This is a genomic window from Domibacillus indicus (assembly GCF_023715895.1).
Classification (GTDB): Bacteria; Bacillota; Bacilli; order Bacillales; family Domibacillaceae; genus Domibacillus; species Domibacillus indicus_A.
The window spans coordinates 1-22,554 of record NZ_JAMBOO010000039.1; the positions used below are offsets into that span (position 1 = coordinate 1).

The window sequence follows — 22,554 nt, forward strand, 5'->3', positions numbered from 1 at the left end:
CGAATTTAGTGACTATGTCAACTGGTTTAACAAGCTACGAATTCACGGAACACTAGGCTATGTAAGCCCAATTGAATACAAGCAATCGTCCCTTAAAAAGGCTGTCTGATTTAGTGTTGACAATCCATGCTGATAAAAATTACTTGAAGAATGACAAATGTCCATAAACCTTTATTGTTCAAAGTACACCTTCACTGGAAATAAGCACTCAATCTAAAAATTCCATTCAGCTACTCCCCTTTTTTAGAATCCTTTATTGAGACAGCTACCCACTTCTGTGATCCTTCTAAGCATACTTTTAATATTCATTTGTGTTCCCTATAATTAAATTATTAGTATTGTGTGTGACAAAGGGTGTTTTACTATCTCTTTACAAGCACGATCGACCACTTATGGTTAATAAAAAAGACCACAAGTGGTTGATAAAAACATTGATCTATCAAAGTGTTTCAGGATTTCCTTCTGTTGGACTGTTAGGTTCTAGGACTTATTCTTCTAGTAATTTTTGTCTTCACTTGTCAGTGATTATGAAGTTTTTTAATGTATTTTTTTAACATTCATAGTAAGATTAATTACAAATAGTTAAAGGCAAACTATTCGAAAGAGTAGGACGCAAAGCCACGGGTCTAAAGCTTTTAGGGCAATGATAGCCGGGCTGCCAGAAATGGAAGGTATACACCGCCATGAGTGATAAAGAAAGGCTTATTTTTAAGCAAGAGCTCACTCGTCTATATGGTGAGTGTGAACGCTGTGAAGATCCTAAGATAAAAAAAGAAATAGGTAAAGACATTACCCTTTTAAAAGAAGCTGTTAAGTTGCTTCCATAAAGCAACATCAAGAGAAATAAGTTATATTTAAGAATTTCTTGAAACACAGGTCTAATCCCTTGTTCTATAAGGGGTTATATCTGTGTTTCTTTAATTCCTTAATGTGTGTGTTTTAAGGAACGGAAAAATAGCCATTATAAAGGTTGTACAACATATTGTAAGCTTGTGCTATATTCTTAAGTATACTGAAAATAGGTTCATACTTTGGAGGATATAAAAAATGGAAAATGAATTAAGGATTCTTGGGAAAACAATATTAGAAGCAAAGTATGAAATCGCTAGAAAGGTTCATGAAAATAGATTATCTGATTCTACTGAGTCACACAGACAACTCATATCCCAATTGGAAGAACAAGAAGCTATAAATATTAGAGCCAATTTTGTAGCTCTTTTTGGAGAAGCCCTTGTAAAAGGTGTAGATAAAGAAAAAGCATATGCGGATATAGAAAAATGGGGAAAAGAAACAGGGCAATTTATCCACAGTTTAGGCGTGCCATTAGATGAGGCGCTTAAAGCTGCAACCTATTATCGTACTTCTATAAGTGAAGTCATAGAAGAAGCAGTAATAAAACATAACATGTCTGTAAAAACAGTGTTTGCATATTCCAGGATTGTTGACCCTCTTTTTGACCATGCTGTTTATTACTTTAGTTTAACCTATATTCATTTCTACAAGGAAAGCCTTGAAAGTGCAAAAAAAGCATTTTTAGAGTTATCGGTGCCAGTTGTTCCTCTTTCGAAGGGAATAGCTGTTTTGCCTTTGGTTGGTAACATAGATACGGAAAGAGCTGCACTATTGATGGAGGAAACATTGAAAGAAGCTGGAAGGTTAAAGTTATCACACCTGATACTTGATTTATCTGGTGTAGTAATGGTTGATACAATGGTGGCAGACCAAATCTTCAAAGTAATGGGTGGATTAGAGCTGCTTGGTGTGCAGACTATTATTACAGGAATCCGACCTGAAATTGCACAGACTGTAATAAGTCTTGGCTTAGATTTCAATAAACAAGTAACTAGAGCAACTCTCGAACAAGCTTTAGCTGATGTTCATCTTTTCCAAAATTAATTTGCGTGTTAGACAAAATTATCAAAACCAACTTTTAGAAGTGAATAAAGGCTTGCAGCTACTCGGCCAAACTGCAAAGTCGACTTTTATTAACCCTTCTTCATCACTGGAAAGCTCAAAAGCAGAATATATACTTGTTTGAAAATTCTGACAACGGGTAACTGTGCAATCAAGTCCTTCCCAAAGCAGAGCAGTTTGGTGACGACTGCTCTGTTTTCCTTAAAAAAATATTGGTTTACTCTCTCCTAGTCCGGGGTATTATTAATAAGTACCAAACTATTTTCTTCCATCCTATTGCTATATATTTTTGCCGAAGAACATTTGGTTCTTCGGCTTTTTTTGATTATTTTTCTGAAAAAGTCGAATGAGCCGTTTTCGTTTGTAATTAATCCAGTAGTCATAACTTAAAATTTTCGGAATAGAATAGCTACCTCTCGCAAGTTGGTTTCGTCTCACAGACCACAAAGGTATATAAACTAAATCTGGTTAAAAGGAGTAATGAAGAATGAGCAATATACAATCAAGAAAGAGATATATTGTTAAACTTGAACGGAACAGTGAAACAGTCCGAATTGTGGTTATTGCTAAAAACCTTGAGAGTATGTACAGGGAAGTTTACCGACTATACGGAGATTTTCTTATTGATGAGAAAGGAATGGATACAGGAACAATTTCGTTCGAGGAAATAGCTTTATCTCCTACTGTGAAATAAGAATTATATATACCAGCAAGCAATAGCTATCAAAAACAGGACTGTCAATAGACGGTCTTTTTTTAGCGCATTTAATTATTCACAATAAAATAAGCTCAATATAGTCGTCGATCTTTTTTTATTAATATTTTTCACAGCTTCTAATAAATCTTTTTTTCCTAAATAAAAACATAAGTCCCACTTGATATCTGTATTGACTCCTATAAAAATCATCACGTCGTCAGTGTTTCCATACACATAATAATCATAATTTCTAAGTAGTCATGACTCAACAGTTTTGAACAATAATTTAATTTAGTACTCACTCTGAACCTTCTGTATTATCTAAAAATTATAAAGGGTAGTAAAATTAAGGTTAAAGCGGGAGCATAACTCATAGTCAAAATTGAGGCGCTGCTAACAGCATCATAGCTTATTTTATATGTATATTGGTTTTATATACTATATGCTAAATTCAAATATAAATAATTAAAAGACACATCAACATAGTTTGCAGGAATTATCTTAACATCCCGTTTAGACTCTGCGCAGCCAACAGCCGGTACATCATATGAGCTTGATGCAATTGCAGCCGTAGTACTGGGAGGTACAAGCCTTTCAGGAGGAAAGGGTTGGATTGTTGGAACACTGATTGGTGCGTTAATTATAGGCGTGTTAAACAATGGATTAAATCTGTTAGGTGTATCTTCTTTCTTTCAACAAGTTGTAAAAGGCTCAGTTATTCTATTAGCAGTCTTACTAGATCGTAGAAAACAAGCATAATAAGGGGGATAAATAATTATGAAAAAATTACTTGTCGGTACAGCAGCTTTGATGATGGTGGTTGGGTCAGGATGTTCCATGCAAGATCCATTGCAGAAAAATCAATATCCGAGGGAACAGGGAATGATTCTGTTAAAGTTGGGTTCTCCATCTCTACTTTAAATAATCCTTTCTTTGTTACTTTAAAGGATGGAGCCGAAAAGAAAGCGGAAGACCTTAGCATGGAAGTTGTAACGGTGGATGCACAAAATGATGCGGCCAAGCAAACGAGTGATGTAGAAGATTTGATTCAACAAAATGTTGATGTTATTTTAATTAACCCGACAGATTCGGCAGCTGTAGGTCCAGCTGTAAAAGCAGCTAATGCGGCAAACATTCCTGTGATCACAGTAGACCGAAGTGCAGAAAGTGGCGGAGTTGTCTCTCACATTGCTTCTAACAACGTAGAAGGGGGCAAAATGGCCGGCGAGTATCTTTTGGAACTAGTGGGAGAAGATGCAAACGTAGTAGAACTTGAAGGAATTCCTGGCTCCTCCGCAGCTCGTGAGCGTGGCGAAGGGTTCCACCAAGCAGTTGATAACAAGGTAAATGTTGTCGCAAAACAAGCAGCTAACTTTGACCGCGCGCAAGGGTTATCGGTAATGGAAAACATTCTTCAGTCAAATGGAGATGTTAAGGCAGTATTTGCTCATAATGATGAAATGGCATTAGGCGCTTTAGAAGCATTGAAAGCAGCAGGAAAAAATGATGTGGTTGTTGTTGGCTTTGATGCCACAAAAGATGCAGTAAACGCAGTCAAAAGCGGAGACATGGCCGGTACAATTGCACAACAGCCAGAGTTAATTGGTGAAATGGCTTTGGAAACAGCTGAAAAAGTAGCAGACGGAGAAACTCCTGAAAAACTCGTTCCAGTTGATCTTAATCTTGTAAAGAAACAATAAAAAAGACTACCCCCTTCTGCTCTGTCAGTACAGAAGGGGAGGGGCAATTGGATGATAACTGGTTTTAAAAAGAGTTCAAGACCACCTCACGAATTTTGAACGGTAAATATGCTCTTGAAAAATCAAACGGCAGTACTCCATTGACTCCAGTTTTTCGAGTTACTTGTTTCAGCAATATAATCCAATTGCTTCACTCACACAGTTATTCTAAATTTTTTCTCTTCAAGGCATCCAACGTTTGTCCATCAATGTTCTTCCGCTCCATCCATCGATTCGCATTTCTTCCCAAAATTCTTCAGTGTTTACGCAGCCAGTCTTTAATATTCACGTATAACGAAACCGACGGCAATTGTAAGTGAACGTTGTAAATATAAGTGTACTTATACAAAAGTATACCTATACAAAAGTACACATTTGTATAGGTATACTTTTTATAATAAGATATAGGCAGAATGAGCACCGCATATCCAGGCTTTGTGCTGCGCTTGCCCATTTCAATCGAATAGCCAGGTGTTAACCTATGTGTGTAGATCCCTTCCATGTAGCTGAATGTATCATCCGTTCCCGGCACTATAAAGTACCAGTCTTCTAAACTTTTGCTCATAGGTCTGGCTTCTGGGATAGAAGGAGAAGAAAAGCGCTGGTACAAGGCTTCTTTGTCTTTTTTATTGTAGTATTGCTGCTGTGAAAGCCGGTCTTCCCAAATTTTCTTTTCGTACAGCTCGCAAAAATCTTTTAACAGTCTGAGGGCTTGGACTTAAGAGCAGCCAAATCATCCTTTGGCTATAAGGCATGCTTAGAGCGAAGTTGAGGAAGGAGACTGGATTTTGATTACAAGAAAGGAAACAGAATCTTATACAAAATTGTTTCAAATCCCTTACAATTTGGTTAAAGACACTATTCAATATTTATTACAAAAAATGAGTATGATAAGTGATTGATAATGTTATTGTAGATTACTGTTATTGTTACCCAATGGTTATCCTTAAAGCAGCAGTTAATGGTCAGTAAAGAGAACTCAGTTCAGAGGGAGAAGGAAACATGTTTAAAATTAGATCGAAGGATCTTGGAATTGACTTAGGAACAGCAAATACACTTGTTTATGTAAAGGGAAAAGGTATTATGCTTCGTGAGCCCTCTGTTGTAGCGATTCAAACAGAATCTAATAAAATTCTTAGCATTGGACATGCGGCCAAAGAGGTACTCGGACGTGCACCTAAAGGTGTGGCGGTTGTTCACCCTCTAAAGGAGGGGGTTATTGCCGATTATGCCTCTACGACAGCTATGATAAAACATTTTCTAACGGAATCTAATAAAAAAAGCCTGATGGGCGGCAAGCCTTTTGTGATGATTTGTGTCCCTTCCAGCATTACGGCAGTTGAACAGCGCGCTGTTACTGATGCAGCTAGAGAAGCGGGAGCGAGAGATGCTTACGTAATAGAAGAGGCATTGGCAGCAGCCATTGGCGCAGGTTTACCGGTATGGGAACCAATTGGAAGCATGGTGGTGGATATTGGCGGCGGTACAACCGAGGCAGCGGTTATTTCTTTAGGGGGAATTGTGACCAGCAGCACAATACGAATAGCCGGGGATGAGATGGACAAAGCAATTATTAACTATACCCGGAAGCGGTATAATTTGACGATAGGGGAGCGTACAGCGGAAAGTATAAAGGTTGAAATTGGCTCTGCTGGAGATTTAAAGGATGAAATAAAAAAAGCCGTGCGGGGACGAGACATGGTTACTGGGCTCCCAAAGACGATTGAAATCTCGGGTTCTGAAATCTCTGATGTATTAAGTGACTCTGTGAATGCTATAGTGAATACAGTAAGGCTGACATTAGAAGAAACGCCGCCGGAACTGGCAGCTGACATTATGGATAGAGGTATAACGTTAACGGGAGGCGGAGCCTTGTTAAACAATTTAGAGAATGAATTGAGTAAAAAAACAGGTATTCCGGTTTTTACTGCTCAGGATCCACTTGATTGTGTAGCATTGGGAATAGGAAAAGCTCTAGATCAAATTCAGCTGTTTAAATCTAACGCTAATAACTAATCCCAGGTCACATTATATACATAGGTTCCAAAAGAATTATATTGTGCCTATACCCGTGTAGAAATACAAAAATCTTTTTCATAAAAATGATAAGAGAGACATCTTCAGCGTCTCTCGTGGAGAGGATTTTTATGTGAAGGGATTGTCTGCAACCCATAATATAATCACACTCTTTATCGCATTACCGACCAGAAGACTAGACTCCTTCAAATTGCTTTGCAATGAATGGGAGATGAGTGGCCGTTTTTTGTACAGGACTCATTCCGGCAATATAATCACTTTTACAACTGTAGGTCAAGGTCCCGCCCGAACAGTATAAAAAGACGCCTGTGGAGATGATGTAAGATCCTGTTCGGAAGAACAGGGCAGACATCGATGAAGCAGGAAATCAATGAAGTTAGAGCATGTTTTTTTCATGTTCTATGACAGAGATGCTCCATCAAACTGTGCAGCAATTAGTTGGAGAGGTTCACTAAATTCAATGATTAAGCATAGATCTGCTAAAAGTTTTAAAAGGGATTGTATTCTTTCTCATCTTTTAAAGCTTTATCTAATGCCTGCCAGGTCATTAATGCACAATTATGTCTCGCTTTTAAGTTGTGAACCCCTTTTAACGATAAACTATCACCAAGTTCAACTGTATCTGTTTCTTTTCCTTGGCGAATTAAATCCTCAAAAGCTTTTCTGAGATGTGCAGCCTCTTGTAGTGACTTGTTTTCGATAAGTTCTGTCATCATAGACGCTGATGCCATACTGATACTGCAGCCCTCGCCAAGGAAGGCTGCTTTCTTCACACGGTGTTGTTCAAGCTCCAAAAATAAGGTCATAATATCGCCGCAGGTAGGATTTTTATAATGTACTTTCCGTACATTTTCTCCTTCTAATTCTTTGAAATTTCTCTTTTGTCTATAATGATCCATGATCACTTGCCGGTACAGGTTATCAAGCATAGTCATGAACAGCTCCCTTCATTGGAGATGATTCACAAATGCACATTCCTACTTAGATATCTGCTCCTTTATATTGGAAACTTGCGTAAACAATAGTTAGTTCGCTATGCATCTTTTAAATTGCTGCTCTAATTCCTCTTTGTTTAAATGTTTTCCAATAAAAACAAGTTCACTTTGTCTTGTTTCATCTTTTTTCCACTTTCGATCAGGATTTCCTGAAAATAGCATATGCAATCCCTGGAATACGACCCGCTGTTCCATCCCTTTAATATGGAGAATTCCTTTATAGCGTAACAAATTTTCTCCTTTTTCCTGGACAAGATAACTCATCCACTGATCTACCTTTTCCATGTCAAGTGGCTTTTCCTCTCGAAAAGCAACAGAGGATAGGTTGTCATCATGATGGTGGTGATGGTGATCCTCTAGAAAGTGGGGGTCAATCTCAAGCTTGCAGCTCACATCAAATGTATTGATTCCTAAGAGTTCTTTTAAATCTACATTGCAATTTTGTGCATGTAATCGGTTCGCTGCAGGATTTATCTTCATAAGTCTTTGCTCTAATGAATTCAACTCATCATGAGATACCAAATCTGTTTTATTTAAGATGATTACATCTGCAAAAGCAATTTGCTCTTGTGCTTCATCATGACCATCCAAATGCCTAGTGACATGCTTGCTATCTACAACAGTGACAATACTGTCTACTTCAAATTTTTCTGAAAGCAGTTCATCCATAAAAAAGCTCTGGGCCACAGGGGCAGGGTCAGCCAGTCCCGTAGTTTCAATCAAAACTCGGTCAAATTTTACTTTTCCCTGCTCCATTGAAAATACAAGTGTCCGCAGAATACGGATTAAATCGCCGCGAACTGTACAACAGATGCATCTATTGTTCATTTCCAAGATTTCTTCATCCGCATCAACAACAAGCTGATTATCTATTCCGACTTCTCCATACTCATTCACAATAACAGCGATCTTTTGACGATGTTTTTCTATAAGAATACGGTTCAAAAGTGTGGTTTTACCAGCACCTAAATATCCAGTCAAAATGGTAACAGGGATTTTGTTTGATTTGATCAAAGTCATTGAATTCGTCTCCATTTATAATATTTTTGATACTTTATTTACTTTTTCTTTATCTTTAAAAATCCCTTTAACAACACCAGGCGAACGTTCGAAAACCTGCCCATCAAAAGAATGGCTTACTTTTGCTATATAATCATCATTAGCACGAAGCGAATAAACAAAGTCAGGGGCATCCTCAGGCTGTAAATCCTTATACCATGCCCCTTTAGGGTAATGGATCACAACACATTTATCATGGCATCTTCCATTACACCTTGTGCGTGTTGTATGGATGGTATCGTCCATTTCCTGGCTGGATATTTCTTTACGAATTGCTTGTGTTAGTTCCTCTGCTCCTGCTTGATTGCAGCTGCTTCCATTACAAATAAGAACGTGATGTTTCGTATTGCTTAAATCCCATGTTGCCATCCGTATTTCCCTCCTGGTAAATAATAATCATTACGATTTACAGATGATAATTGATCAATTTTGGCTTTTTAAATGACTTGAATCACCTTTTATTACGTACTGCTCAGTAGGCAATATTAAATTCATTAGTTTTTGCGCTCTAATTAACACTATGCTCTTGAAAATTTGAACACTTATACTTTAGAAGCAATAAACTCACCTAAAGTAAGCAGATTATTGCCGCCATGTTAAATCACAAAAAGAAAAAGGGCAGTCTTGTTGCTTGTGGCTTTTCTTTTTTGAAATAGGATGTTGGTACAATCAATCCATTTTGCTTTTTTCATTTTGAGCTGAAGCTTTTCATCAATTTCTTGTTCGATTTCTTTCATTAGTTTAATGGTTTCTCCGTATGAGCGGTTAAAATGTTTAGAGGCCTGCTTGTGAGGAGCATGCTCTACAAGCAATGAAAGAAAATGGTCCGATGTTTTTGCTTGCTGGGCCAGTTCATCTTCTAAACGAACGATAAATTGATAAAGCTGCCGCCGTTCCATGGGCAAAGAAGCTACAATATCTTTTATCAATATTTCTAATAAATGTTCGTTCATGTTTCATTCCTCCGAATAAGCTTTTGAAGAAACTAGCTTAAAGTAACAGCCGATGAGCATTACTTTAAGTGCAGAAGCCTGGCTATAGTGTTTACCAGCTTGATTTTTTGACACCTGGAATTTGTCCTTTATGAGCATACTCCCTGAAAGCAATTCGGGACATTTTGAATTTGCGCAAATAGCCACGCGGTCTTCCAGTTACTTCACAGCGATTTTTCAAACGAATCGGGGAAGAATCCCTTGGAAGTTTTTGCAGGGCTTCATAATCTCCTTTTTCTTTTAGTTCCTTTCTTAATTCAGCATATCTGGCTACAAGCTCTTGCCGTTTTTTTTCTTTTACTACCTTTGATTTCTTAGCCAATCATAATCGCTCCCTTTCATTAATCGTAATCATTACGTTTTGAGGAACATTAAACCATACTTCTATTCTTTTGACAAATATCAATTAGTGAACCTCTCCAACTAATTGCTGTGCAATTTGAAGGAGTCTTCTGGCCGGTAATGTGATAAATAGCATTTTTATCAAAAACAGCCTGCGCCGATATACCTGTATTGTTTTTCTTTATTAGAAGAATGCATGGTCAACTATTTTACATAAAAACATTGGCATTGAATTTATTTTTAGAAGGATTGATTTCGTAAAAGATGTAGGTTAGTTAAACTCTGTTCAAACAAAAATCCATAAAAAGCTTGCAAATAAGAATGATTACGTTTTATGATTGAAAAGTGATATTAAATTGTAATGAAAAAATCTTTTGAGATCTTAAATGGGATTTTACTGAGCTGCCGTTTTGTAAGTGGACAATGGATTGGCAGGATTATGATAAAGAAAATGCTCTTTCTTCATTCTACAAATCGTAATGATTACGTTATAAAGGAGGGTAAACCTATGTATAAATGGATAGTGGTGGGTGGAGGCATTCAGGGGATTACCATGGCTTCATTTTTAAGAAAACAGCAAAAAGCCTCTATTGACGAGATAGCCATTATAGACCCTCACGACGAACCATTAAAAAACTGGAAACGATGCACGAATCGTATTTCTATGCCTTATTTACGTTCGCCAGTCGTACACCATCTTGATGTGCATCCGCTTAGTTTACAAATCTTCGGAAAAAACAAAGCAGCAAATGAAACGGCTGCTTTCTATGGGAGGTTCAAACGCCCGTCTCTTGCTATGTTTAATGAGCATTGTGACGAGCTGATTACCGATTTGGAGCTGAAAAAAGGATGGGTGCAGGGACGTGTTTACTCTGCTGAACGATCAGAAAATAAATGGAAGGTCGAACTGCAGGATGGGCGAGAACTCGAAGGAGAAAATCTGATACTGGCCATTGGCATTAGCGAACAGCCAGTCTGGCCCGATTGGTCGAAGCTGTTAAAGAAAGAGGCAAATGCTTCTGTGTACCATATTTTTGAATCAGACCTTCCTAAATTTGAAGGGATGCCGCGGCCTTTTACGATTATTGGCGGTGGAATTACGTCTGTTCATTTAGCTACAAAATTATCTTCTATGTACCCGGGTGAAGTAGCATTGCTCAAGCGTCATCCGTTTCGCTTGCACGACTTTGACAGCGATCCTGCTTGGCTGGGTCCCAAAAATCAACTTTCTTTCAGTAAATTGAGCTGCTATCAGAAACGGCGGGAGAAAATTAAGCAAGCCCGCCACAAAGGGTCTTTGCCCCGTGATGTATACATGAAACTGCGGCGCAGTATTCGTAATGATGAACTGCTGACAAAAGATGGGCAGGTTCAGCATGCTTTAGTAAAAAACAAGGAAGTTCACCTGTATGATGAGCAGGACCAGCTGATTCATCAAACAGGTACGGTTTTGCTTGCGACAGGCTTTCAGCCATCATTGCCAGGGAAGCAGTGGCTGATGCCAATGATAAAAAAACATGACCTTCCTTGTGCAGAATGCGGCTATCCTGTCGTTTCAAAATCACTCCAGTGGGGCCCGGGCTTATATGTAATTGGTGCTTTAGCAGAGCTTGAAATGGGACCTATTGCCCGCAATATTTCTGGAGCCCGCCAGGCAGCAGAACGGATCGTCAGCAGCTTATAATAAAGGATTTCCTTGCTTTTTATGAACTGTAGTAAATTTGTTTATTTTCGTGCTAAATGTATGAATGTTTAATGTAGAAATAATAATTTATCAATTGTAAATCATAATAATTATGATTTGGGGAGAGGGTTTATTTATGAAAAAAGTGCCGGTTACCGTATTGAGTGGTTATTTAGGTTCAGGAAAGACTACTTTATTAAATCGTATCTTGCAAAATCGTGAAGGCCTAAAAATTGCTGTCATTGTCAATGACATGAGTGAGGTAAATATTGACGCAGCTTTACTCAAACAGGGCGGCTTTGCACGGACAGAGGAGCAGCTGGTGGAAATGCAGAATGGATGTATTTGCTGTACGCTGCGTGACGATCTAATGAAAGAAGTAGAGAGACTGGTAGACCAGGGTGACATTGATTATATTGTCATTGAATCATCAGGGATTAGCGAACCTGTACCAGTCGCGCAAACTTTTACGTATATTGATGAAGAATTAGGAATTGATTTAACCAAAAAAACATCTCTGGATACCCTTGTAACTGTAGTAGACGGAAATCGTTTCTGGCACGATTTTTCATCTGGTGAAAGTTTGCTGGATCGAAGACAAGGAACCGACGAACAGGATACACGTGAAGTGGTTGATCTATTGATTGACCAAATTGAATTTGCCAATGTGATTGTTCTCAATAAAGTAGACTTACTAAATGATAAAAGTGCTGAGGAATTAGAGGCTGTATTAAGAAAGTTAAATCCAGAAGCGAAGGTAATTAAATCAGTGTTTAGCGATATACCACTTACAAGTATTTTACACACCAGCTCCTTTGACTTTGAAAAAATGAGTCAGACAGCCGGCTGGATTAAAGAGCTGAATGAAGAGCACACACCAGAAACAGAAAGTTTGGGCATTTCTTCATTTGTTTATCGCCGCCGTCGTCCCTTCCATCCAGAACGCTTCATGAAATGGCTGGAAAACTGGCCGGTTGATGTGATCCGTGCAAAGGGTTTTTTCTGGCTTGCCAGCCGGAATGACATGACGGGTTTGCTGTCCCAGGCAGGTCCATCGATCATGATTCAGGGAGCTGGTGAATGGCTTGCGGCTTATCCTGAGAATGAGAAACAAGCCATTTTACAAGAAGAGCCGGAATTGCTTGAAAGATGGGATGATACCTTTGGAGATCGTATAATAGAGCTTGTATTTATTGGCTTACATATGAACCAAATAGAAATTGAAACCTCCCTCGATTTTTGTTTGCTTTCAGATGATGAAATGACAATGGACTGGACTGAGTTTTCTGACCGGATTCCAGCCTTCACTACCGCCTAACTGATGCTTTTGAGGAAGGTGAAAATGGATACAATAAAAGAATTTTCTAGAAAAAGGAGAATGAAAGTGGAAGGATTATCTGTATTTTTCACTACTATACTTGCATCAGCTATGTTTTTATCAGGATGTGGTGAGAGTAAAACAACAGAACAGACAGAGAATCAAGAAGAAAAAGACCAGCTAACGATTTATACAACGATTTTTCCTTTGAAAGACTTTGCAGAAAAAATTGGCGGTGAATATGCTAAGGTAGAAAGTGTGTATCCTCCTAATATCGATGCTCATACATTTGAGCCGTCTCAAAAAACGATGATCAATATCGCTGAATCAGATGGGTTTATCTATACAGGGGCTGGCTTAGAAGGGTTTGTTAATAACGCCGTAGAGGCATTAGAAAATGAAGAAGTAAAGCTGATTGAAGCAGCAGATGGAGTTACTTTTATTCAAGGCAGCGATGAGCATGCAGGTGAAAATTCAGAGGAAAGTGAACATGAGGCGGAGCAAGCTGAAGAAACTCATGAGGCTGGCCAGGATAATAGTGAGGCGGTTCACGAGCATGAAGCAGACGAGGAAGAACAGGGTCACGGTGATCTTGATCCGCACATTTGGTTAGATCCTATACGCGCCATTACAATAGCTGAAAACATTAAACAGGCATTAGTTGAGTTGAAACCAGAGCAAAAAGAAGTGTTTGAGGAGAATTTTGAAGAGTTGAAAAGCGAGCTAGAGCAGCTCGATAAAGAATTCAGTGAGATCATTCAAAATGGAAAAACAAAAGAAATAGTAGTCTCACACGCTGCATATGGATACTGGGGAGAACGGTATGGATTAAAACAAATCAGCATCGCTGGTTTTGCGCCAAGCGACGAGCCGTCACAAAAAGAACTTCAAGCCATTATTAAAGATGCTCGTGAAAAAAAGGTGAAATATATTATTTTTGAACAAAATGTTGAGTCTAAAATAACTGATGTGGTCCAAAATGAGATTGGGGCTGAACCATTAACTCTTCACAATTTAGAATCCATTACGGAACAAGAAGTCGAAAATCAGGAAGACTATGTAAGTTTAATGAAACAGAATATAGACACACTGAAGAAAGCGTTAAATTAAATAAAAGGGCCGTTAAATGAATTTTAGCGGTCCTTTATTATTTTAAACCAAATTATGATATAGGGGGTAGCACACATGTTTCTCTCGAACAAAACCATCATAAAAAAATTAAGAGAGAAAGAACTTTTAATCGAGCCATACACACCATCCCAAATCCAACCGGCATCTATTGATTTGCGGATGGGGAATCATTTTAAAATCATAGATGAGTCTTCTACTCCTTTTATCTCTTTGGAAAAACCAGCTAGTTATAAGGAAGTTTGCCAGGAAACCATTATCATTCCGCCTCAAGGATTTGTGTTAGGTATAACCATTGAATCCATTCATTTGCCTGGAGATTTAACAGCTTTTCTTGAAGGAAGAAGGTCCATTGGAAGGTTAGGTTTATTTATACAAAATGCAGGATGGATTAATCCAGGGTATAAGGGGCAAATCACTTTAGAACTGTATAACGCAAACCGGGTACCAATTGAATTAAAAGCCGGAAGGCGCGTTTGTCAGTTGGCCCTTGCTTCCTTAGATCAAAAAGCTGATGGTTATATAGGGAAATATAATGATCAAGAAAGCGTAACCGAGAGTCAACTCTATCTCGATACTTCGACCACAAAAATGAAGTTCAAGGAGTTCGATTAATTTTTTATGCTTCTAACACATGTATGAAGAAGAGGAGAAGAATAATGAGTGTTCACCAACACAAGAAAGAAGCACCTAAACAGGTGAATTGTAAAGTTATTACAGTCAGCGATACACATTCAAAAGAGACAGATGAAAGTGGGGCAAGTAGGTTATCGTCAGTTGTATATGGCACTGGAAGAATTGCTGGAGACTTCTATGAACCACAAAAAGATTCTTCGCCTGATGCGTAAATTCAACCTTCTTGCGAAAGTCAGACGAGCCAATCCCTATAAGCATATTACCCAGGCAACACAAGCACACCGCACGATTCCGAATCATTTAAATCGGGAATTTAATCAAAATGAACCCGGTAAAGTGCTTTTAACCGACATCACCTATTTGGATTATATAGGCGGGCAACGAGCTTACTTGTCTTGTGTGAAAGATGTGGCTACCCGTGAAATTCTTGCCTATGAAATATCAACGAGCTTGAGTATGAACATCGTCTACCGTACGGTAGAGAAATTGGTCGGAATCTTAGATGGGAATGTTCATCCGGAAGCGATGATTCACTCCGACCAAGGTTTTCATTACACCCAGCCAGAGTATCAAAAACGAATCAAAGCTGCAGGCCTTATGCAATCAATGTCCCGCCGTGGAAACTGCTTAGACAACGCACCGATAAAATCCTTCTTTCGGCATTTCAAAGATGAAGTCGATTATCGGAAAGCTGAGAATCTGACGGATCTAAAAACCTTGATTGATGAATATATGTTCCATTACAACTCCACACGAAAGCAGTGTAATTTAAAAAAGATGACTCCGGCACAATACCGAAGTCATCTGATTGCAGCGTAAGCTGCAGGTCTTCTTTTATTAGACTGTCCATTTAATGGGGTTCAGTTCAAATATCTGGTGACCTTATAATACAAACGGGGCAGGTTAGTTGAAGAAGGATAACGAAAACTAAAATAGAAAATGAAACAAAAAGGAGCAATAAAAATGATTGTAGAGGTGTCTTTAGGACCTGATACACAATATGTTCGATGCCCTGCCAAAGTAGGAAGAAATATTCGTCAACTTCAAATGGAATTTTTCGATTGGCTTTTCGATAGAAACAATGACCATAAGTATTGGAAATACGATGAAGAGGCAGGATATATTGTTAATTACGATGCGGAAGCTCTTGTTTACTGGCTTAATCACGTTAGATTTAAAAAAGGAAAGAGGGTTGCCGCATTAATAGACCAACCAAACATTTCTCCGAAGAAAAAAATTGAATTTTAAGCAATTCTTTTTCAACCAAAGGACAGTTTAGCTGAAATAGGTGAGTTTGGGTAATAGAGCAGTAGAGGTGATTTGGTGGAGGAGTTTTTATTTTATTTACTGGCATTCTTAGGTACTTTACTTATGTTTATTCATGTAAAGTTACCGATAGTTGGGTTAATTGTTTATGTTTTATCCCGTATCTTACATGGACAACTTCTTTAAGATAGGTAGTGTAAATAAGTGGATACTTTATTAATTATTGCAGGAATTATTTGTATAATCATTTCATTGTTTATTTTTATACCAGAAATTAAGAAAGCTAAAACTACTAAGGAAAAATGGATGGCATTTTCAGGCTTTGTTTTAGACCCATTTACAGGATTAACGGGGTTGTTTTATTTAGGACTTATTCTAATTTTATTTGGCTTGTTAAGAGCATTCGATTTAATTTAATTCATCCCATCCATCTTCAACTAAACCAGCTAATAGTTTGTCAACATTTTTCAATGAAAACTTGAAATTGTTCATGCTATACTAAAAATGGCCATGCCAAATAACCTTCCTAATTTAAACCGTTGGAAGGTTTTGTGTGGTTTTGTTTTATTTCTTATTTAAGCTATATCTTGGAAAGTGGAATGGCTTTTTAAAAGGGCATATATCCACTGTAAGAGCTTATTGGCACATGCGATTACCGCTACTTTATAAGGCTTTCCTTCTTCCCGTTTTTTATCATAGAACTCACGCAGTTTCTTATTTCTCGGGATGATTTCATTCGTCGTTTTCTTTTTACGACAATCACGAATGGCACATCGAACGGCCATATACAAGGCGTGACGTAATCTACTCGAACCTCTTTTCGTAATCCGGTTTACAGTGCCTTTAAATCGTCCAGACTCGTAGATACTGGGATCAATTCCGGCGAATGCTACAAGCTTTTTAGGGTGATTAAACCGATCAATCTCACCAATTTCAGAAATAATCGTTGCCGCGATTTTTTCTCCGATACCAGGGATTGATTGGATAATCTTATATTCTTCTATTTCTTTTGCCAAAGCATCTATCTCATCTTCAAGCTTAGAGAGATGCTTTTGGTATTCTATAAGCATTTTGATGTACATTTCGATGCTGAGGATATGGCTTTGATACAAGTTTTTCTGAAAGGGATTTCTAGTTGCTGCTTCTATCAGTTTCTTTGCCTGAGTATTTGCCCAATTCTTAGAACGGCTTTTACATAATTCATCGATTTTATTGGTTAACACTGCTTCATCAGTTGCCAAAACATCTTCCGATGTAGGATATTCCAATAGAGTTAGTAAAGAAACACCTGAATATAGATCCCCAAAAACGCCTCGATACTCAGGGAATACCTGATCGAGCACTGCTTGAAATTGAAGTTTTGTTTGTACATAAATGCCTGTTATATTTTCGTGTTGTCTTGTAAGATTACGAAGATTTAAGAGTTGGATTCCTCGTTTTTTATAAGGCTCCAAATCCTCTTTATAATACAGCTCACAAAGATGATAAGCATCAAGTACATCTGTCTTTACTTTGCGTAAAGAAGAGCTCTTTGCTCGATAAGAGATGAGTGGGTTAATGATAATTAATAAATAACCTTTTTCCTCGAAATACTGAACAACGGGTGTATGGTAATGCCCAGTAGACTCTAAAACGACCGGAGGTCGAATTCCTGTTAAGTCTTCGATTTTTCTTAGGTATTGGTGTAAGCTCTCTAGTCCTTCAAGGGTATGTGCCACTTTAAAACTGCCTTTGTAAGGCTTCTTTTTTTCCAAGAACGCTTGAACTTGACTTTCACCTTTGGCTACATCCAGACCAACCACTGGATTCATTCTTTATCTCCTCCAATACGAATATTGCCGGTAACCCCTAATCCTTCTTGCAGTGTCATAGCTTCGCTTGTTATACGAGATCTTGGTCCCAACCAGCCAAATCATGTTTAAGCAAGTAGGGGGCGAACTGTTTACTTGACGGGATCTCAAGTCCCACGGGGGCTTACGTTCTACCCCGGCTACCGTTATCATAAAACCATATAAAAAATGGTCAACCAGAAATATTTTCTTTTCTGGCTGACCTTATAATACGAATGGGGGCTTATGTTTAAGAACGGAAGGTGCTGTGGCATCTCTTTTTTTATTGAATTAAAGGCCAGGGTAGTTGAAGAAGATAGAAGGTTTTATTCGAAAAATTCCCAATACTCTAATAAAGGTTATTGTCTATTACTAATAATGTATGTATGATTAAGATAGAGATGTGATGGAAGGGGAATTAAGATTCTACATGTGGCAAACCCTATGATGAATAATTAATAAAAAATAAATAGTTACTTTTTCCATAATTTTTTATGGGAGTAGTATGTCTATTTATTTGAATTAAAATCATTTAGGGGATGCGTGGTGTGAACAATTAAATTTCCATTGCCAAGCAGATACTATTGTATATCTGCTTTTATTTATGGGTAAAAATACATCTCTATTGACACAATTATAGCGTCCCTAAATTGGGGGGATTTAATGAAAAGTCGGTACGAAAACGAAGAAATGCTAACAGGAGGGAATGTCTCAAACGTATATCGTTCGGGAGATACTGTTCGACGAGACTTAAAGGAAGACAGTCCCAAAATTCATAAATTATTAAAGCATTTAGAGAACAAAGGTTTCAATTATTCACCTAAGTTTTTAGGTATTGATGAAAAAGGAAGAGAGATATTATCATTCATTGAAGGAGAAGCAGGGAATTATCCTTTAAAAGGATATATGTTGTCAAATGATGTTTTAAAAGAAATAGCGAAGATGCTCCGTCTTTATCATGAGGCTGTAAGTGATTTTCCATTATTAAATGAGTTTAAACCAATCGATAATACTCCGCAAAAAGTAGAGGTATTATGCCATAATGACTTTGCTGTATACAACATTATTTTTAACTATGAAAAACCGGTGGGCATCATTGACTTTGATGTTGCTGGACCTGGTCCGAAAATTTGGGATATAGCCTATACGCTGTATACATGCTTGCCATTAAGCAGGTTTTATCCTGCTGAAACAGAGCAGGAGGTCCACTATGTCCACTATGATCCTTCACTACATGCCAGTCTCATAAAGAAGAGATTAACATTGTTTTTTGAAGCCTACGGTGAGGAAATACCACAGAATTTTTTAGAAATAGTACTGTTGCGATTAGAAGGGATGTGTAAGACGATAATAAGAAAAGCGAATGAAGGAGATTCGGCTTTTCAGAAAATGATAGATGAAGGACATCCTGAACATTACCAGAACGAAATAAAATTCATTCGTGAACATGGAAAAGAGTGGATTTAAGGATAGGTTTTGTTGAACTAACAGCGGCTTGAGATGAAGAATGGAGGTAGCTGCGGCACCTCCTTTTCTTATTGAACAAACGGAGCACGTTTGTTGAAGAAGCAGTATTCAAATAGAGTAGAAAGCGTTACACTTTAAGCAAGTGATTTCTCTTAAGAGTAGGGATAAATATGTATAGAAAATTAAGCAATATTGATTTTAAATATTTTTTTAGCCAGAAGATTACAGAAGTAAATACAGAAAAGAACCTGCCTTTAGGAATGGCTTTTGAAACGGGCGGTTTAATCGTCGAGTGCCCGTGGAGGTTGCAAGTTGCTAATGAAATTGTGATTGGATATTCAGACTGTATCCAATCACCCCAAAGATACTCGCATAAAAATGTTGAAAAGGTTCTAATAGGAAAGAGAATAGTGAATATCCTTCATTTTGAACAAATATCTGATTTAGTTGTGGAATTTGAAGGCAGTATTTATCTTGAATTGTTCCACGACAGTAATTACTTTGAGGGATGGCAGTTAAGAGGAGACAACGGGTTTTATTTATTCTCTTTGCCAGGAGGTTCTTATTCGGATTAGTTTAAGAATGGAAGTGCTGCTGCATCTCTTTTTTATTGAATTAAAGGGCAGATTAATTTAACAAGATATAGAATTATTATTAATTGAGTAAAGGGGGGAGTCGGTTGTCGCATAAACACCTTAAAGACAAATTTAAGAAGACATTGCAAGTAGTCGGAAAGATAATTAATGAATGGGACCCTATGAGCTTGCTGGCTCTTGATTGCCCAGATGACGAATACGAATTTGAAATTCATCGAATTGCATCGGCAGCTCTTCAAGTGAATAATGCTGAAGAATTAGCTGAAAGAATCAATAAAGCTTTCGAAGATGACTATAAAAAATCTAAAGATTGCTTAATGATTGCTGATAAAATTTTAAAAGAGCTATTGAATTAACGGAGCAGGATAGTTTAACAAGAAATAATAAAATCAGGTTATGTTAATGTAATATCGCATTAATGAGATTATTGGTTTGGAGAGAATATTAAATGGAAAAGTACACTTGTCCTTGTTGTGGTTATAAGACACTTGAAGAAGGAACACGGGATAGTTATGAAATATGTAAAGTTTGCTATTGGGAAGATGATTTCGTACAGAATGAGGACCTAGATTTTGAAGGTGGAGCTAATGAAGTATCTTTGAGACAAGCACAAAGAAATTTCAAGGTTTACGGAGCAACTGAGGAACGGTTTAAAGACAGCGTTGTAGAACCAAGCCTTGGAGGATACGAGAAAGATGAAAATTTTAAACCTCTCTAGAGTTTTTTAGGGGAGATTACCATCATTAATTAATCTTCCTTCCTCAACTAACGAGGGCTTTTGTTTAAGAACAGAAGGTGCTGCGGCATCTCTTTTTTTATTGAATTAAAGGGCAGGTTAATGAAGAAGGAATGTTATAATATGAAATTAAAAATAGAGCGGTTTAGAAGGGTATCCGGATATATTGGGTTTGTTTTTTAAAAAAGGAGTGGATACCTGATGTTTCTTGAAAAGCACGAACCAGCAGCAATTGAGGAATTTTCCTGGTTTGATGAAAAAGGAAACTTTATTGATTCTGAGGAACCCTCAATCAAAATGCAGTTATCAAAAATAAATAGATATATTGTTGAAATCAGCCAAAATAATAAGGTTATTATTCCTCCCTTTCTTTTTTGGATATTTGAGAAAGGATATAAAATTTATTGCATCAATGATTGCAGGAGTTCTTTTACAGAAATGACTAATATTCAAAGAATCCTCTTTGAACGAGAAAAAGCCAAAGGTAATTGGGTTGATTTGAATAAAAACAGCCATATATATCAAAAAGAATTTAATCATGTAGAAGAAATAGAATTTATAGTGGATACATTCTTACTCTTTTCAAAAAACAGCTTAGACAATACAAATTTGTTGAATTTATATGAGGATTTTAAGATGAAGGATTCAAGGTTTCCCAATCTTAGCTTCCCAAGAATCTTACCGAAATATAGAGATTTGATTATAGCAAAGGTTTCCTGGGGAGAGTCTTATTTTAAGCCCGGAACGACAGAGGAACCTGCCGTTTTGGTTTGTTATACAGTTCAAAAGCTTTAGCTCCCTCTAGAACTAACAGGGGCTTCTGTTTAATACCTCGGCTGTCATTTCGGCAGCCTTTTCTTATTCAGCTAATGGTGCAGTTTAGTTTAATAACAATAAATAAACATTTCCTAATGTAACATAAATGCAATTTTGTTGTGTTACAGCAAAAACCCCCTGACTTTCAAAAAGTCAGGGGGTTTTTGCTATTTCCTCCTGCTTGATATCTCCCCTATAATAGCAGTGTAGAAACGAAGGTAATTCGTAAATATTACGCTATCACTTTCAATTTCTTTAAGTAAAGATAAAAGGAGTACAAAAAGATAAAGACAGCAAAGTAAGCAATCCAAGTCCAAAAGATATTCCATCCATTTGTGTAGGTGACTCCACCCATTAATAAGAAGATGAATTCGGCTAAAGTTATAACAGATGACATCAAAACAACAGTGAGGTAAGGGCGCTCGTTTCTTCTTATAAAGAAAATCAGATAGCAACCTACAACAGGATAAAGTCCTATGTTAAACGGGAGAGCTGAAAGCGTTTTCTGATCCGGAAAAGGATACACTTCACCGAAATTGAAATGGAACCATAACTCGTTTATCAAGAATGCAGCGGCTGAAGTCATTGGAGCGATCAAAGGAATGAGCTTTTTGTTTTTTGAATTGAGATGCAAAATGGCAATAAGCCACGGTATAACTAAAGCTGCAATTATAACAAACATATTTTTAACCGCCTTTAAAAAATGGTAGTTAGGACTATTTCCCCTCTAAATAAGTATATAATAAACAAAAACTAAACTCATTAAAAAGATACAATGCAACATAAAGGAATTTTTGTTGTATGGAAAACGCCTCAGATCCTAAAATCTGAGGCGTTTTTTTTAAAAATATAATACATTTTAGTAACAGTTACTATGTGTATTTATTAAAGTAGCAATGTGCGTAGGATATAGAAAAAATTAACCAACTTGACTTTGGAATATTTTTAACGAAAAAGGGAATGAAATCAACACAATTGTATCCTTTTTGATAAAAGACTAGGTGAAGGAGTTAATTTTAAATGGATCATCTAAGGCAAGTAGATTGGCATACTATTGCCACTTACACAAATTGCGTTTTTGTTGTTAATAAAGAGAAACCGGAAGAATATGTTGTGCTGATATATCCAGACAAACAGGATTTTGATGCTGTCGAAGTGTATGTAGATATAGATCAAGATTCGGGTCGTGTAACCTACTATAAAATTCTTCAGAAAATCACGGATGGAAAGGGGAATTTAATCTTTTTGGCTGAAAAAGAGGAATAAATAATTAACAGCTTTTCTTTAATCAAAGTTTACCAAG

Annotated in this window: 25 protein-coding genes, 4 pseudogenes and 1 riboswitch; of the genes and pseudogenes, 21 read left to right on the plus strand and 8 right to left on the minus strand. The window is 37.3% G+C overall.

What is annotated here, in order from left to right; all coding sequences use genetic code 11:
• From M3221_RS26970 to rbsB, 6 genes and pseudogenes are all read left to right on the plus strand, one after another.
• Positions 1-109: IS3 family transposase (locus M3221_RS26970; RefSeq protein WP_396120282.1), on the plus strand; the 109-nt coding region annotated here is incomplete at its 5' end.
• 468 nt (positions 110-577) lie between these two features.
• Positions 578-663: riboswitch (cyclic di-GMP riboswitch) on the plus strand.
• Positions 664-683: 20 nt separating this feature from the next.
• Positions 684-827, plus strand: coding sequence for a hypothetical protein (locus M3221_RS24240; RefSeq protein WP_251274632.1), 144 nt, complete (start codon positions 684-686; stop codon positions 825-827).
• A 220-nt stretch (positions 828-1,047) separates the two neighbouring features.
• Positions 1,048-1,896, plus strand: a complete 849-nt coding sequence (locus M3221_RS24245; RefSeq protein WP_251274633.1) for an STAS domain-containing protein — start codon at positions 1,048-1,050, stop codon at positions 1,894-1,896.
• Positions 1,897-2,401: 505 nt separating this feature from the next.
• Positions 2,402-2,608 carry a hypothetical protein gene (locus M3221_RS24250; protein ID WP_251274634.1) on the plus strand — a complete coding sequence of 69 codons (207 nt, stop codon included), beginning with the start codon at positions 2,402-2,404 and terminating at the stop codon, positions 2,606-2,608.
• Between the two features lie 492 nt (positions 2,609-3,100).
• Positions 3,101-3,370, plus strand: a pseudogene (gene rbsC / locus M3221_RS24255) (ribose ABC transporter permease RbsC); the annotation flags it as partial.
• An 18-nt stretch (positions 3,371-3,388) separates the two neighbouring features.
• Positions 3,389-4,311, plus strand: a pseudogene (gene rbsB, locus M3221_RS24260) (ribose ABC transporter substrate-binding protein RbsB).
• Positions 4,312-4,606: 295 nt separating this feature from the next.
• Here the strand turns inward: rbsB and M3221_RS24265 are convergent.
• Positions 4,607-4,915 (minus strand): hypothetical protein, encoded by a 309-nt coding sequence (locus tag M3221_RS24265; protein ID WP_251274635.1) that lies wholly within the window; start codon positions 4,913-4,915, stop codon positions 4,607-4,609.
• Positions 4,916-5,352: 437 nt separating this feature from the next.
• Here M3221_RS24265 and mreB point away from each other — a divergent pair, with 437 nt between their 5' ends.
• Positions 5,353-6,366, plus strand: a complete 1,014-nt coding sequence (gene mreB / locus M3221_RS24270; RefSeq protein WP_251274636.1) for a rod shape-determining protein — start codon at positions 5,353-5,355, stop codon at positions 6,364-6,366.
• Between the two features lie 509 nt (positions 6,367-6,875).
• Here the strand turns inward: mreB and sufU are convergent.
• The 5 genes from sufU to rpsN form a co-directional block, all read right to left on the minus strand.
• Complete coding sequence (gene sufU / locus M3221_RS24275; RefSeq protein ID WP_251274660.1) at positions 6,876-7,316, minus strand: Fe-S cluster assembly sulfur transfer protein SufU; 441 nt, start codon at positions 7,314-7,316, stop codon at positions 6,876-6,878.
• A 96-nt stretch (positions 7,317-7,412) separates the two neighbouring features.
• Positions 7,413-8,402 carry a CobW family GTP-binding protein gene (locus M3221_RS24280; RefSeq protein WP_251274637.1) on the minus strand — a complete coding sequence of 330 codons (990 nt, stop codon included), beginning with the start codon at positions 8,400-8,402 and terminating at the stop codon, positions 7,413-7,415.
• Between the two features lie 15 nt (positions 8,403-8,417).
• Positions 8,418-8,810 (minus strand): (2Fe-2S) ferredoxin domain-containing protein, encoded by a 393-nt coding sequence (locus M3221_RS24285; protein ID WP_251274638.1) that lies wholly within the window; start codon positions 8,808-8,810, stop codon positions 8,418-8,420.
• A 227-nt stretch (positions 8,811-9,037) separates the two neighbouring features.
• Positions 9,038-9,394 (minus strand): hypothetical protein, encoded by a 357-nt coding sequence (locus tag M3221_RS24290; protein ID WP_251274639.1) that lies wholly within the window; start codon positions 9,392-9,394, stop codon positions 9,038-9,040.
• A 91-nt stretch (positions 9,395-9,485) separates the two neighbouring features.
• The gene (rpsN, locus tag M3221_RS24295; RefSeq protein ID WP_050183910.1) at positions 9,486-9,755 is read right to left on the minus strand and encodes a 30S ribosomal protein S14; all 270 of its coding nucleotides are present in this window, start codon (positions 9,753-9,755) and stop codon (positions 9,486-9,488) included.
• Between the two features lie 528 nt (positions 9,756-10,283).
• On the opposite strand from rpsN, the gene M3221_RS24300 reads away from it, so the two are divergent.
• The 8 genes and pseudogenes from M3221_RS24300 (at position 10,284) to M3221_RS24335 (ending at position 16,224) form a co-directional block, all read left to right on the plus strand.
• Positions 10,284-11,459: an FAD-dependent oxidoreductase gene (locus M3221_RS24300; protein ID WP_251274640.1), complete on the plus strand. Its 1,176-nt coding sequence runs from the start codon at positions 10,284-10,286 to the stop codon at positions 11,457-11,459.
• Positions 11,460-11,595: 136 nt separating this feature from the next.
• On the plus strand, positions 11,596-12,777 hold the full coding sequence (locus tag M3221_RS24305) for a GTP-binding protein (RefSeq protein WP_251274641.1): 1,182 nt from the start codon (positions 11,596-11,598) through the stop codon (positions 12,775-12,777).
• 24 nt (positions 12,778-12,801) lie between these two features.
• Positions 12,802-13,887, plus strand: a complete 1,086-nt coding sequence (locus tag M3221_RS24310; protein ID WP_251274642.1) for a metal ABC transporter solute-binding protein, Zn/Mn family — start codon at positions 12,802-12,804, stop codon at positions 13,885-13,887.
• Positions 13,888-13,962: 75 nt separating this feature from the next.
• Positions 13,963-14,520, plus strand: coding sequence for a dCTP deaminase (gene dcd / locus M3221_RS24315; protein WP_251274643.1), 558 nt, complete (start codon positions 13,963-13,965; stop codon positions 14,518-14,520).
• Positions 14,521-14,564: 44 nt separating this feature from the next.
• Positions 14,565-14,664 (plus strand): annotated as a pseudogene (locus M3221_RS24320) (molybdenum cofactor biosynthesis protein); the annotation flags it as partial.
• A pseudogene (locus M3221_RS24325) lies at positions 14,662-15,360 on the plus strand (IS3 family transposase); the annotation flags it as partial. The pseudogenes M3221_RS24320 and M3221_RS24325, both read left to right, overlap by 3 nt.
• A 144-nt stretch (positions 15,361-15,504) precedes the next feature.
• Complete coding sequence (locus M3221_RS24330; RefSeq protein ID WP_251274644.1) at positions 15,505-15,789, plus strand: hypothetical protein; 285 nt, start codon at positions 15,505-15,507, stop codon at positions 15,787-15,789.
• A gap of 222 nt (positions 15,790-16,011) precedes the next feature.
• Complete coding sequence (locus M3221_RS24335) at positions 16,012-16,224, plus strand: hypothetical protein (RefSeq protein ID WP_251274645.1); 213 nt, start codon at positions 16,012-16,014, stop codon at positions 16,222-16,224.
• A 158-nt stretch (positions 16,225-16,382) separates the two neighbouring features.
• Here the strand turns inward: M3221_RS24335 and M3221_RS24340 are convergent, their stop codons facing one another.
• Positions 16,383-17,618, minus strand: a complete 1,236-nt coding sequence (locus M3221_RS24340) for an IS110 family RNA-guided transposase (RefSeq protein ID WP_251274646.1) — start codon at positions 17,616-17,618, stop codon at positions 16,383-16,385.
• Between the two features lie 681 nt (positions 17,619-18,299).
• Between M3221_RS24340 and M3221_RS24345 the strand changes: the two genes are divergently transcribed.
• From M3221_RS24345 to M3221_RS24365, 5 genes are all read left to right on the plus strand, one after another.
• Positions 18,300-19,103, plus strand: coding sequence for a phosphotransferase (locus tag M3221_RS24345; protein ID WP_251274647.1), 804 nt, complete (start codon positions 18,300-18,302; stop codon positions 19,101-19,103).
• 170 nt (positions 19,104-19,273) lie between these two features.
• Positions 19,274-19,678, plus strand: coding sequence for a hypothetical protein (locus M3221_RS24350; protein ID WP_251274648.1), 405 nt, complete (start codon positions 19,274-19,276; stop codon positions 19,676-19,678).
• Between the two features lie 104 nt (positions 19,679-19,782).
• Positions 19,783-20,055 (plus strand): DUF1871 family protein, encoded by a 273-nt coding sequence (locus M3221_RS24355; RefSeq protein WP_251274649.1) that lies wholly within the window; start codon positions 19,783-19,785, stop codon positions 20,053-20,055.
• A gap of 92 nt (positions 20,056-20,147) precedes the next feature.
• Positions 20,148-20,417: a CPCC family cysteine-rich protein gene (locus M3221_RS24360; protein WP_251274650.1), complete on the plus strand. Its 270-nt coding sequence runs from the start codon at positions 20,148-20,150 to the stop codon at positions 20,415-20,417.
• 219 nt (positions 20,418-20,636) lie between these two features.
• Entirely contained in the window at positions 20,637-21,230 is a 594-nt protein-coding gene (locus M3221_RS24365) for a hypothetical protein (RefSeq protein WP_251274651.1), read from the plus strand.
• Between the two features lie 253 nt (positions 21,231-21,483).
• Here the strand turns inward: M3221_RS24365 and M3221_RS24370 are convergent, their stop codons facing one another.
• On the minus strand, positions 21,484-21,933 hold the full coding sequence (locus tag M3221_RS24370; protein WP_251274652.1) for a hypothetical protein: 450 nt from the start codon (positions 21,931-21,933) through the stop codon (positions 21,484-21,486).
• A gap of 338 nt (positions 21,934-22,271) precedes the next feature.
• Between M3221_RS24370 and M3221_RS24375 the strand changes: the two genes are divergently transcribed.
• Positions 22,272-22,517, plus strand: a complete 246-nt coding sequence (locus M3221_RS24375) for a hypothetical protein (RefSeq protein WP_251274653.1) — start codon at positions 22,272-22,274, stop codon at positions 22,515-22,517.
• The last annotated feature ends 37 nt before the right edge of the window (positions 22,518-22,554 follow it).

Coding starts and splice junctions, on each gene's coding strand:
- M3221_RS24240 (WP_251274632.1), top strand. CDS start 684: ATGAGTGATAAAGAAAGGCTTATTTTTAAGCAAGAGCTCACTCGTCTA.
- M3221_RS24245 (WP_251274633.1), top strand. CDS start 1,048: ATGGAAAATGAATTAAGGATTCTTGGGAAAACAATATTAGAAGCAAAG.
- M3221_RS24250 (WP_251274634.1), top strand. CDS start 2,402: ATGAGCAATATACAATCAAGAAAGAGATATATTGTTAAACTTGAACGG.
- M3221_RS24265 (WP_251274635.1), bottom strand. CDS start 4,915: ATGAGCAAAAGTTTAGAAGACTGGTACTTTATAGTGCCGGGAACGGAT.
- mreB (WP_251274636.1), top strand. CDS start 5,353: ATGTTTAAAATTAGATCGAAGGATCTTGGAATTGACTTAGGAACAGCA.
- sufU (WP_251274660.1), bottom strand. CDS start 7,316: ATGCTTGATAACCTGTACCGGCAAGTGATCATGGATCATTATAGACAA.
- M3221_RS24280 (WP_251274637.1), bottom strand. CDS start 8,402: ATGACTTTGATCAAATCAAACAAAATCCCTGTTACCATTTTGACTGGA.
- M3221_RS24285 (WP_251274638.1), bottom strand. CDS start 8,810: ATGGCAACATGGGATTTAAGCAATACGAAACATCACGTTCTTATTTGT.
- M3221_RS24290 (WP_251274639.1), bottom strand. CDS start 9,394: ATGAACGAACATTTATTAGAAATATTGATAAAAGATATTGTAGCTTCT.
- M3221_RS24300 (WP_251274640.1), top strand. CDS start 10,284: ATGTATAAATGGATAGTGGTGGGTGGAGGCATTCAGGGGATTACCATG.
- M3221_RS24305 (WP_251274641.1), top strand. CDS start 11,596: ATGAAAAAAGTGCCGGTTACCGTATTGAGTGGTTATTTAGGTTCAGGA.
- M3221_RS24310 (WP_251274642.1), top strand. CDS start 12,802: ATGGATACAATAAAAGAATTTTCTAGAAAAAGGAGAATGAAAGTGGAA.
- dcd (WP_251274643.1), top strand. CDS start 13,963: ATGTTTCTCTCGAACAAAACCATCATAAAAAAATTAAGAGAGAAAGAA.
- M3221_RS24330 (WP_251274644.1), top strand. CDS start 15,505: ATGATTGTAGAGGTGTCTTTAGGACCTGATACACAATATGTTCGATGC.
- M3221_RS24340 (WP_251274646.1), bottom strand. CDS start 17,618: ATGAATCCAGTGGTTGGTCTGGATGTAGCCAAAGGTGAAAGTCAAGTT.
- M3221_RS24345 (WP_251274647.1), top strand. CDS start 18,300: ATGAAAAGTCGGTACGAAAACGAAGAAATGCTAACAGGAGGGAATGTC.
- M3221_RS24350 (WP_251274648.1), top strand. CDS start 19,274: ATGTATAGAAAATTAAGCAATATTGATTTTAAATATTTTTTTAGCCAG.
- M3221_RS24360 (WP_251274650.1), top strand. CDS start 20,148: ATGGAAAAGTACACTTGTCCTTGTTGTGGTTATAAGACACTTGAAGAA.
- M3221_RS24365 (WP_251274651.1), top strand. CDS start 20,637: ATGTTTCTTGAAAAGCACGAACCAGCAGCAATTGAGGAATTTTCCTGG.
- M3221_RS24370 (WP_251274652.1), bottom strand. CDS start 21,933: ATGTTTGTTATAATTGCAGCTTTAGTTATACCGTGGCTTATTGCCATT.
- M3221_RS24375 (WP_251274653.1), top strand. CDS start 22,272: ATGGATCATCTAAGGCAAGTAGATTGGCATACTATTGCCACTTACACA.